Source organism: Tenacibaculum sp., assembly GCF_048269885.1.
In the GTDB taxonomy this organism is placed as follows: Bacteria; Bacteroidota; Bacteroidia; order Flavobacteriales; family Flavobacteriaceae; genus Polaribacter.
Genome location: NZ_JBLWTZ010000004.1, coordinates 153,368 through 165,223 on the forward strand (window position 1 = coordinate 153,368; position 11,856 = coordinate 165,223).

General features: G+C 34.1%; 11 protein-coding genes. All 11 read left to right on the forward strand.

Translation table 11 applies throughout. The features are described 5' to 3' along the window. Positions 1-187 precede the first annotated feature (187 nt). The 11 genes from ACN0WY_RS04715 to ACN0WY_RS04765 all read left to right on the forward strand — a co-directional run bounded on the left by ACN0WY_RS04715 (position 188) and on the right by ACN0WY_RS04765 (position 11,855). On the forward strand, positions 188-604 hold the full coding sequence (locus ACN0WY_RS04715) for an HYC_CC_PP family protein (RefSeq protein WP_159612799.1): 417 nt from the start codon (positions 188-190) through the stop codon (positions 602-604). Positions 605-706: 102 nt separating this feature from the next. Then, positions 707-4,444 (forward strand): efflux RND transporter permease subunit, encoded by a 3,738-nt coding sequence (locus ACN0WY_RS04720; protein WP_159612797.1) that lies wholly within the window; start codon positions 707-709, stop codon positions 4,442-4,444. Continuing rightward, entirely contained in the window at positions 4,441-5,658 is a 1,218-nt protein-coding gene (locus tag ACN0WY_RS04725) for a TolC family protein (protein WP_159612795.1), read from the forward strand. Before ACN0WY_RS04720 ends, ACN0WY_RS04725 begins: the two co-directional genes overlap by 4 nt. A 2-nt stretch (positions 5,659-5,660) precedes the next feature. Further along, positions 5,661-7,946, forward strand: coding sequence for a multicopper oxidase domain-containing protein (locus ACN0WY_RS04730; RefSeq protein ID WP_239178647.1), 2,286 nt, complete (start codon positions 5,661-5,663; stop codon positions 7,944-7,946). 40 nt (positions 7,947-7,986) lie between these two features. Continuing rightward, positions 7,987-8,619, forward strand: coding sequence for a DUF3347 domain-containing protein (locus ACN0WY_RS04735; RefSeq protein ID WP_159612791.1), 633 nt, complete (start codon positions 7,987-7,989; stop codon positions 8,617-8,619). Next, positions 8,620-9,072 carry a heme-binding domain-containing protein gene (locus ACN0WY_RS04740; RefSeq protein ID WP_159612789.1) on the forward strand — a complete coding sequence of 151 codons (453 nt, stop codon included), beginning with the start codon at positions 8,620-8,622 and terminating at the stop codon, positions 9,070-9,072. 20 nt (positions 9,073-9,092) lie between these two features. Next, positions 9,093-9,665 (forward strand): DUF3347 domain-containing protein, encoded by a 573-nt coding sequence (locus ACN0WY_RS04745; protein WP_159612787.1) that lies wholly within the window; start codon positions 9,093-9,095, stop codon positions 9,663-9,665. Between the two features lie 387 nt (positions 9,666-10,052). Next, entirely contained in the window at positions 10,053-10,187 is a 135-nt protein-coding gene (locus ACN0WY_RS04750; protein ID WP_255724774.1) for a hypothetical protein, read from the forward strand. A gap of 13 nt (positions 10,188-10,200) precedes the next feature. Continuing rightward, positions 10,201-10,758, forward strand: a complete 558-nt coding sequence (locus ACN0WY_RS04755; RefSeq protein ID WP_239178649.1) for a potassium channel family protein — start codon at positions 10,201-10,203, stop codon at positions 10,756-10,758. Between the two features lie 77 nt (positions 10,759-10,835). Continuing rightward, entirely contained in the window at positions 10,836-11,261 is a 426-nt protein-coding gene (locus ACN0WY_RS04760; RefSeq protein ID WP_370641903.1) for a nuclear transport factor 2 family protein, read from the forward strand. 6 nt (positions 11,262-11,267) lie between these two features. After that, positions 11,268-11,855, forward strand: coding sequence for a DUF2911 domain-containing protein (locus ACN0WY_RS04765; protein WP_159612781.1), 588 nt, complete (start codon positions 11,268-11,270; stop codon positions 11,853-11,855). Position 11,856 lies beyond the last annotated feature (1 nt).

Sequence of the window (11,856 nt, forward strand, 5' to 3'; positions counted from 1 at the left end):
ACACCAACTTTATTTAGAATTATTCTTAATAATTTTTTTAACCAAATTTACTATTCAATTATTGCAGCAGGTATGCAATATTTCAAAAGTTAATTATTCAATATTCAAGATTTAAATCCAAAATCATTTCTGAAAATTTTGTTAAACAAAATTAATATGATGATTTTTTTGTAGCTTTGCATTACCAATGAAGCATTATTTTTATAAAATAGTATCCTTTTGTATGGGGCTTTTAGTGTTCCTGTCTACAATGTCTTTTACTATAGAAAGTCACTATTGTGGTGATGTTTTAATAGATACTTCGGTGCTTGGTAAAGTTGAGTCTTGTGGTATGGAAACTCAACAAAAAACATCTTCAAAAGAGTGTGATATCAGTAAGAAAGACTGTTGTAGTGATGAGCAGTTGGTTGTTGATGGTCAAGATGATTTGAAAATTTCTTTAGACAAATTAGATAAGGAGCAACAGCTATTAGTTGCTGCTTTCATCTATTCATACATAAATCTGTTTGCAGAACAACAAACGGAAAATATTGCTTTTAAAAATTATTCTCCTCCTCCTTTGGTCAGGGACGTTCAAATTTTAGACCAAACTTTTCTTATTTGATTTTTAAGTAATTAATACTGTAGTCCAACATTAACTTGTTTGGACTAAACTGCTTGTCTTTTGTTTTAAGACCAAATTTTTAATTACTTAAAATTCATTTATATGCTAAATAAAAGCATCAAATTTTTAATAGAAAATAAATTAGTAGCAGTTTTGTTACTAGCCTTATTTGTGGCGTGGGGTGTTGTAAATGCGCCTTTCGAATGGAATACTGGTTCTATGCCACGTAATCCTGTGGCTGTAGACGCCATACCTGATATTGGTGAAAATCAACAGATCGTATTTACCAAATGGGATGGACGTTCTCCTCAGGATATTGAAGACCAAATCACTTATCCACTTACTACTTCCTTGTTAGGAATTCCTGGGGTAAAAACCATACGTAGTTCCTCAATGTTTGGTTTTTCGAGCATCTATATCATTTTTGAAGAGGATATAGAATTTTATTGGAGTCGAAGTCGTATACTAGAAAAATTAAATTCACTACCAGCGGGATTATTACCAGAAGGAGTAAACCCCGCGCTAGGTCCTGATGCTACAGGTCTCGGACAGATTTACTGGTATACATTAGAGGGTCGTGATGAAAACGGAAATGTTACCGGTGGTTGGGACTTACAAGAATTAAGAAGTATTCAGGACTTCTACGTGAAATATGCTCTATCCTCAGCAAGTGGTGTTTCAGAAGTAGCATCAATAGGTGGTTACGTTTTAGAATATCAAGTGGATGTCAATCCTGAATTGATGAAACAGTATAAAGTTGGATTGAACGAGGTTGTTAAAGCTGTAAAACAAAGTAATCAAGACGTTGGTGCGCAAACATTAGAAATTAATCAGGCAGAATATCTAATTCGAGGTTTGGGATATGTCAAATCTATTTCCGACTTAGAAAATGCAGTAGTCACCTCAGAAGATTTTACTTCTATACGCCTGAAAGATATAGCTAAAGTTTCTCACGGTCCTGCAACAAGAAGAGGTCTCTTAGATAAAGAAGGCGCAGAGGTTGTAGGTGGTGTTGTGGTTGCTCGCTATGGAGCCAACCCTATGGCAGTTATTAATAATGTTAAAGAAAAAATTAAAGAACTAAGTTCTGGTTTACCATCAAAAACCTTGAGTGACGGAAGGACATCACAATTGACTATTGTTCCTTTTTATGATAGAACTGAACTCATTCAGGAAACATTAGGGACTCTTGATGAAGCATTGACTCTAGAAATTTTGATAACCATTTTTGTTATTATCATTATGGTTTTCAACTTAAGGGCGTCAGTATTAATCTCAGGACTACTGCCTGTGGCTGTATTGATGGTTTTTATATCAATGAAATTATTTAATGTAGATGCCAATATTGTAGCTTTATCTGGTATCGCCATAGCTATTGGTACAATGGTAGATGTAGGTGTTATTCTTTCCGAAAATGTGCTACGCCATATAGATGAAAATGACCAGAACTTACCAATGAATACAGTAGTATATAATGCCACAGCCGAAGTGTCTGGTGCTATTCTTACTGCGGTTATGACTACAATAATAAGTTTTATCCCAGTGTTTACAATGATAGGAGCTGAAGGTAAGCTGTTTAGGCCTTTGGCTTTTACAAAAACTGCAGCACTCACGGCATCGCTTATAGTAGCACTATTTCTTATACCACCATTTGCAGCCTATTTTTTTAAAAAGCGAAATGTGAAAATTTCTTTTAGGTACATTCTTAATGGTGTCTTGGTAATAATTGGTCTGTCAGCAGTTATTTTTGGTTTCAATCTAGGGTTCATATTGATTGCATTCGGTATTGTTGGTTTATTATCTGTTAAAGAGAAAATTTCGGTGGAGAGAGCCAATATAATCAACATTTTTGTTTCAGCCTTTGCCATTGTATTCTTGTTAGCCGAATATTGGAGACCATTGGGCGTGGATAGAAGTATTTTCTGGAACTTAATATTTGTAGGCTTGATATGTTTTGGTTTGCTAGGTGTTTTTACACTATTTAGACATTATTATGTGCGCATTTTAAATTGGGCACTACGTAATAAACTCTTATTTCTATCTATACCTACAGCCATTGTCATTTTTGGTGTTATGATTATGCGTAGCACAGGTAAGGAATTTATGCCTTCACTCAATGAAGGGTCTTTTCTCTTAATGCCAACATCTATGCCTCATGCAGGGGTTGAAGAAAATAAACGTGTTTTACAACAATTGGATATGGCAGTTGCCAGTATTCCTGAAATTGAAACCGTGGTTGGTAAATCTGGACGAACTGAGTCTGCATTGGATCCTGCTCCACTTTCAATGTATGAGAATGTAATTCTTTACAAGCCGGAATATATTTTGGATGAAGCTAGAGAGCGACAAAAATTCAAGGTAAATGAAGATGGCTTATTTGTTCTTAAGGATGGTTCTCTGGTTATTAATCCAAATAATGATATTGATGATCAGTCTAAAGATAAAGGTCAAATAAAAAAGGAATTTTATCAGGTCGACTCCAAAATACTAATACCAGATAATGATGGAGAATATTTTAGAAACTGGCGACCAGAAATTGAATCCCCAGACGATATTTGGAAAGAAATTGTAAAGGTAACAAAACTGCCGGGAGTTACTTCAGCACCAAAATTACAACCTATTGAAACGCGTTTGGTTATGCTTCAAACAGGAATGCGTGCGCCTATGGGTATTAAGGTGAAAGGTCAAGATTTAAATGAGATTGAAGCTTTTGGTGTTCAACTAGAAGACATTTTAAAACAGGCTGAAGGAGTAAAGGAAGAAGCCGTTTTTGCAGATCGAATTGTAGGCAAACCATACCTTTTATTAGATATTGAACGAGACAGACTCGCCCGTTATGGGATTTCTATACAGCAAGTGCAACAGGTCATACAAGTGTCCATAGGAGGTATGGTACTTACACAAACTGTTGAAGGTAGAGAGCGATATGGCATTCGTGTACGTTATCCAAGAGAACTACGAGCCAACCCGAATGATTTAAAAGACATCTATGTTCCTGTAGAAAAAGGAACTCCTGTACCATTAAGCGAATTAGTAACGATTAGATACGAACAAGGACCACAAGTAATAAAGAGTGAAGATACTTTTTTAGTGGGTTATGTACTTTTTGATAAACTGGATGGATTTGCAGAAGTAGATGTAGTAGAGAATGCACAAGCTCTTATTCAGTCTAAAATTGATAATGGAGAACTTATTGTTCCTAAAGGTATAAACTATCAATTTACAGGAACTTATGAAAATCAATTAAGGGCAGAAAAAACACTTAGTGTAGTTGTGCCACTAGCATTACTCATTATATTTCTCATTCTTTATTTTCAGTTTCGTTCCATAGCAACATCACTTATGGTATTTACAGGAATTGCCGTAGCGTTTGCCGGTGGTTTTTTAATGATTTGGTTTTACGGTCAAGATTGGTTTTTAAACTTTAACTTCTTTGGAGAAAACTTACGTGATTTATTCCAAATGCATACCATAAACTTGAGTGTGGCCGTTTGGGTTGGATTCATTGCATTGTTTGGTATTGCTACAGATGACGGGGTTGTAATGGCAACTTACTTAACGCAGACTTTTGATAAAAATAAACCTAAAGACAGGAAAGGAATTAGAGCGTCGGTAATTGAGGCTGGAGAAAAACGTATCCGCCCTTGTTTAATGACAACGGCGACAACCATTCTTGCTTTATTGCCTGTGCTCACTTCAACGGGTCGAGGTAGTGATATAATGATACCAATGGCAATCCCATCTTTTGGAGGAATGCTCATTGCTTTGGTAACCTTATTTGTTGTGCCGGTATTATTTAGTTTAAAACATGAACTTCAATTAAAACGAGCTACAAAATGAGATATATAATATTAATAGGAATCGCTTTTTTCGCTTTAGCGGAAGGAAATGCACAAGACTTAGCAACCTATATTAAGGAGGCTCAAGAAAATAACCCCGAAATTCAAACTTTCGAGTTGCGCTATAACATAGCAGAAGAAAAAGTTAATGAAGTCAATACTTTACCAGATACTCAAATAAGTGCTGGCTATTTTGTAAGTGAGCCTGAAACTCGCACAGGAGCGCAACGTGCACGTTTTTCAGTTAAGCAGATGTTACCTTGGTTTGGAACCATTACAGCTAGAGAAAATTATGCCAGTTCAATGGCAGAAGCTCAGTTTGTAGATATAGAGATAGCAAAAAGAAAACTTACTCTAGCTGTATCTCAATCTTATTACAAGCTATACGCCATTAGAGCAAAACAACATGTTTTAGATAAGAATATTAAGCTTTTAGAAACTTATGAGCGTTTGGCATTAACTTCGGTAGAAGTTGGTAAGGCATCGGCAGTAGATGTATTGCGTCTTCAAATAAGACAAAATGAGCTTTTACAGAAAAAAGATGTGTTGGAGCAAGATTATCTTGCTGAACAAGTGGCCTTCAACAATCTCTTAAATCGTGATGAAACTATTGCGGTAATTGTTGTTGACGACATGTTTCTTCCAGATGAGGATGCATTAATATCAGTCGAAACTCTTCAATTAAATCCTGAATTGTTAAAGTATGACAAGTTGTACGAATCGATTGAGCAATCAGAATTGTTAAACCAGAAAGAAAGTGCTCCTAATATTGGTTTTGGGTTAGATTACGTACCAGTTTCAGAGCGACCAGATATGAGTTTTATTGACAACGGAAAGGATATTGTAATGCCTATGGTTTCCATTTCTATTCCAATTTTCAACAATAAGTATAAGTCTATAACAAAACAGAATCGATTGAAGCAGTTACAAATACAGTCCCAAAAAGAAGATAGGCTAAATAAACTAGAAACATTATTAGCAGATGCAAAATACAATCGAACGAATGCGAGAATAAAATTCAATATTCAATCAGACAATTTAAAGCAAGCGAATGATGCTGAAGAAATCCTGATTAAAAACTATGAAACAGGAACTATAGATTTCAATGACGTATTAGATGTTCAAGAGTTACAGTTAAAATTTCAAATAAATCTTATTGAATCTATTAAAGGGTATTATGTGCAATATGCTTTGATTAATTACTTAACACAATAGAAATGAAGACAATAAATATAATCATATTATTACTATTTACTCCTGTCACTTTTGCTCAAGTAGGCACAAACGGAAAAGATAGAAAAGAAGAAGGTAGACCTGTTAAGGAGTACAACCTTACCATTGAAGAAAATAAAATGACACTTGGGGATGTTACTGCAAAAGCCATGACGATAAACGGAAGTATTCCTGGGCCCGTTTTGGAATTTGAGGAAGGTGATCTTGCAATCATTAATGTAACCAATAAAATGGATGAAGAAACATCAGTACATTGGCATGGCTTAATCCTTCCAAATTTTTACGATGGCGTTCCATATCTAAATACGCCACCAATTGAACCAGGAACCACTTTTCAATATAGAATTCCAATCAACCAATCGGGTACATATTGGTATCATTCCCATACGATGTTACAAGAGCAAAAGGGGGTTTATGGGTCTATTATCATTCACCCAAAAGAAAAAACCTTGGAATATGATAAAGATTTGGTCGTGATGTTATCAGATTGGACCGATGAAAAACCATTGAATGTTTTAAGGAATCTAAAAAGAGGTAATGACTGGTATCAGGTAAAGAAAGGAACATCAGTACCATTAAGTAGAGTAATTAAAGAAGGGGCATTAGGAGCACAATTCAAGTTTTGGAGAGATCGTATGGAAGGAGCAGATATTTCAGATATTTATTATCCCACATTTTTGTCCAACGGTAAAAAAATGGCGGAGTATCCAGAATTCAAGCCAGGTGAAAAAGTACGTCTTCGCTTCATCAACGCATCGGCCTCTACCTATTATTGGTTGGATTTTGGTGGCGGAAACCCGATGGTGGTATCTAGTGATGGTATTGACGTACAACCGGTATCCAAAAGCCGATTTCTATTTGGCATAGCCGAAACGTATGATGTAATAATCACTATCCCAAAAGGAGCTATAGAAATTGTTGCTACAGCTCAGGATGGTTCTGGTAATACTTCAATTCGCTTAGGAAATGGAGAACTTTTTTCTGCGACGGTAATCGATAGACCCAACAAAGTCGAAATGATGAAGCAAATGGCAAAAATGGACATGAAGATGGGAGCGCCTGCGATAATAGGAAATCAAAAGAAGAAAACACCAGAGTTATTAATGCAAAAGTATGGAATGAAGATGGATATGAAGGACGGACAAATGAATATGAAAGATAGTAAAATGGGCAATCCAATGGAAACGAAGACAAATGACCATATGGGTCACGATATGTCAACGATGCAGAAAGATACCGCGTCTTTTGATTACAGCACACGTAAAGCCTATTTCAATTATGATTTTTTGAGGGCAAAGGAAAATACCACATTCAAAGCTAACTTACCCGTAAACGACATTTTGTTGAACCTGACTGGAAATATGCAACGCTATGTTTGGAGTATGAATGGAGTACCATTGTCAGAAATAGATAATATTAAAATTAAAGGCGGTGAGGTTACTAGAATAACATTGAACAATCTAACAATGATGCATCACCCAATGCACCTTCACGGACATTACTTTAGAGTGATAAATAAAAATGGAGAACGTTCGCCATTAAAACATACTGTTAATGTACCACCGATGCAAAAAGTGGTTATAGAATTTTATAATGAAGAAGTTGGTGACTGGATTTTTCATTGTCATGTGCTATATCATATGATGGGAGGTATGGCTAGGGTATTTAGTTATGATACGCCAAGAGACGATAGGATGAAAGAATTTCCTGCGCAAAAACTAGTAGATGAAACAGATCTTTATTATTCGTGGGGATTGGCTCGTGCTGGGTCAAACTTCAATGAGCTTTTTTTAACCTCTAGTAATATCCGTAACGAATTTGGATTAAGAACAGAGTTCGATTACAATCAAAATCTCGAAGCCGAAGTAAATTACAATAGATATCTCAATGATTGGGTACGTCTCTATGTAGGTGTTAATCTCGAAACCGAAGTGCCTGACTCCTATAATAAGTTCAACACAGTTGGTCTTATTGGTGTAAAGTACTTTACACCTTACAGGTTCAATGTAGATGTGAGTATGGATAATCAGCTACGCCCAAGAATACGTCTGGATAGGGAGTTATTGATTTTTCCAAGAATTTTTCTGGAAGGCGAATACGAATATAGAGCAGACTTTGGATGGGTCAATGATTTAGAGGATAATAAATCCTTTGAAAGTGAAACCCAATGGTTGGTAGGTCTTTCATACATCCTCTCACGTAATTTTTCAATTCAAGGTAACTACAATAACCGATACGGTTGGGGTGGTGGTCTTTTAGCAAGATTTTAATAAAATTAAAGTATATCATAATAATTAAATCAAAAACAAAATGAGCAAATTAAAATTAGTATTAGGAATAGTTACAATAGCATTTGTAACCTTAACAGTAGTGTCTTGTAAAGATGCAAAAACAGATAAAAACAATTCTACCGGTCACCATTCAGAAATGAATGCAGATGAAGACCATTCAAAAATGAATCACGATAATAGTGATGGACACCATGATGCGGATAAAAAAGAAATGACAATGAATGGGAATGGTAGTTCAGAAACTGTTTTAAATGATTATTTCAATCTTAAAGATGCTTTAGTAGCAGATGATAATTCAAAAGCTAAAGAGCTTGGTGCAACCTTAGCAAAATCTTTAGCGAGTCTTGAAATATTATCAAACTATTCAGATAAACAAAAGACAGACTTAAAAGATATCATAGAGGATGCAGTAGAGCACGCAGAGCATATTTCAGAAAGTGATATAGCACACCAGAGAGAGCATTTTAAGGTGTTAAGTAAAGATGTCACCGATATTGTTGCCATTACCGGGACAAAAAACACATTGTACCAGCAGTTTTGTCCGATGTATGATGGTGGTAGTGCTTGGTTGAGTATGAGTAAGGATGTTAAAAACCCATATTACGGTAGTAAAATGTTAAAATGCGGTAAAGTTCAAAAAGAAATTAATTAAATGAAACTAGTAAAAATCATAGCAATAATCTTGTTAGTGGTCTTTGTGGGCATACAGTTTATACCTGTAGGCCTTAATCAAAGTAATAGTATTCCGAGAACTGACTTTATGTTGGTTAATGACGTCCCTAATGGTATTAAGGATAAGTTACAAGTCTCGTGCTATGATTGTCACAGTAACAACACAAAATATCCTTGGTACAATAAAATTCAGCCAATAGCTTGGTTTCTAGAAGACCATATTGAAGAGGGAAAAGCAGAGTTAAACTTTAATGAGTGGGATTCTCTTTCAAATCGAAGAAAAGTAAGTAAACTAAGGTCTATTATTAAACAGATTGAAAGTGGTGAAATGCCTTTAGATTCTTACACTTTGATTCATAAAGATGCAAAGTTTTCAGAAGCCGAGAAAGAAGAGATAATCAGTTGGATAACACAATTAAAAGATAGTTTATAAATAATTTAAAAATTAAAAAGATGAAAAATTTAAAAATGAGTATAGCAATAATGCTATTGATGACAGTTTCTTTAACCAATGCACAACATAATCATGACCATGGTAAGAAGGAAAAAAAGAGTGAGCACAATGATGGAATGAAGCACAGTAAAATGATGAATAAGAAAAGTGATATAAAATTTGAAGCGATTTTAAGTGATTATTTCAACTTAAAGGATGCATTGGTAGCTGATGATTCTAAAAAAGCAGCTACAGTAGGCTCTAAATTAGCATTATCATTAAAAGCATTTAATAAGTCAAATTATACTTCAGCTGAACAAAAAGAGTTGACAGATATCATTGAAGATGCTATAGAACACGCGGAGCATATTTCAAAAAGTGAAATAGGTCATCAAAGAGAACATTTTAAGACATTAAGTAAAGACATAACAGATATGGTTGCTATAGCTGGTACCAAGAATACGCTTTACCAGCAGTTTTGCCCAATGTATGATAAGGGCAGCGCTTGGTTAAGTACAAAACAAGAGGTGAGAAATCCGTATTACGGAAGTCGAATGCTAAAATGTGGTAAAGTACAAAAGACTATTCAATAGAAACTCTATAGGAGCCATTCTATCATACTGGTTTGTTAGTTAACAGTAGATAGGAAGGTATTAGACTTCGGAATAGCAAAAGTCCTGTCTCGGGAAGGAATACAATGTATAGTTAGAGTTAGTTCCTTCCCGTACGGGCACAAAGTAATTGAAAATAAAGTTGATTTGACTAATAGAAGCCTGTATAAGAAAGTAGAGTAATACTTGTCTTCTTTGTTGGGTGAAATACAAACTTTTGAAAAGGAGGAATTTTTTGAAAAGTACTTGATTTTGAGAGAAGAATTTGTTTTTGATTGATAGATAAATTCCGACTCTCATTTTCAAGTACGATTTAAAAGTAAAATAATAATTCGTAAAACAACTATTTGATTTAAATAAAGTAGAACTATGAAAGATTGTTGCAAAGACGGATGCCATCAAAAAGCAGAAAAATCTATTGTTAAAAAATGGTTCAACTATTTAATCTATGTAATACTGTTAATAATAATTGGTGGTGCATTAGTACTTCAATTATTTGATTAAAAGATTAATAAAAGTGAATAAGGAAGATATGGCAAAAACACCTGAAAGTACTAGTTTTTATGAGCAGCTCTTTAAAAAAGTATTGTTCACCACAAGCATAGTCACTGTATTGTCATTAAGTTATGGACTATGGGTCAATGAAAATCCTGATAGCTTGTTTCTACAACTTTTAATTGTTGGATTGGCTTTACTCAAAACCATTGTTATTATTAGACTCACTTTTCTACAGTTAAGTATGATAATAGGAGAAAGTCATCAACTTACACATATTTTAACATTATTTACTGTATTAATTGTTTTGATTATTTTTTCTTTTTCAGCTGATTATCAAGCCTTGTACGTGCTAAATTCTGAAAGCTTTAAATCTGCCACATCGTTTAATGACTCCTTTTTTATGCAATTTTTTGAGTTTATGTATTTCAGTTTGATCACATTTTCATCAGTTGGTTTTGGTGATATCGTACCTGTTTCTGTTTCAGGAAAAATAATTGTAATACTAGAAATCCTATTGAGCTTTTTTGTTTTGGTTTTTGGTATTGCCAATATTAATAGAATACACATATATAAATAACTCATTTAATAATTATAATTATGAAAGCACTTAAATTAATGACTACCATGATATTATGTTTTACAGTTGTAAGCGTCATGAATGGGCAAGAAGTAAAAAATCAAACCGATGTAGATGCCGTTATTTCGGTAATGAAAGTTTATAAAGATGCACTACAAAACCTTACCACCGAAGGAACATTCGAATTGTTTACAAAAGATTCTAAAATTTATGAATCTGGAGGAGTAGAAGGAACTTACAGTCACTACATCGAACATCATTTAGGGCCAGAATTAGGCCACTTTAAAAGTTTTACATTTTCAGATTATGAGATTGATGTGAAAGTAGATGTACCCTATGCATTTACTACAGAAACTTATATCTATACTATTGTCTTAAATCCAGATGATAAGGGTATTTCTCGAACTATTAAGAAAAAAGGGGTAGCAACTTCCATTTTAAAGAAAATGGATGATGAATGGAAAATAATTAAAACACATTCTTCTTCAAGAAATAAAAAATAAAACCAGATGAGACCATGTATTCTTTTTATCCTATTATTCTGCACGTTTCTTTTTGTGTCTTGTAAGCAAGAAACAAAAGAAACCGAAACAATTCTAAAGCAACCAAAAACTGAAACTTCATCGAAGTCATTAAAAAAAGTATTAAGTCCGCATACTTCAACTATGACCATGGTCGGTGATGCACATATTCATATAGATTATTCATCGCCTGGAGTTAGGGGACGAATCATTTTTGGTGGATTAGTTGGTTACGATAATGTTTGGCAAGCAGGTGCACATATGGCTACTTGGCTACAAACTAGTAAAGATTTAACCATTGATGGAAAAGAACTTCCTGCAGGTAAATATGGATTTTTTACAATTCCTTCAAAAGAAGATTGGACTATAATGATTAATAAAAATTGGAATCAGCATGGAAAAGATGATTACAATGAAAAAGATGATGTAATAAGGTTTAAAGTAACACCAATTATTTCAGATAAAATTATGGAGCATTTAGAATATAAAATAAATAAGTTAAGTGAAACAGAAGGGACTATTTCTCTTGCTTGGGAAAAGGTAATAATTAACATTCCTTTTAAATTAAATCAATAAG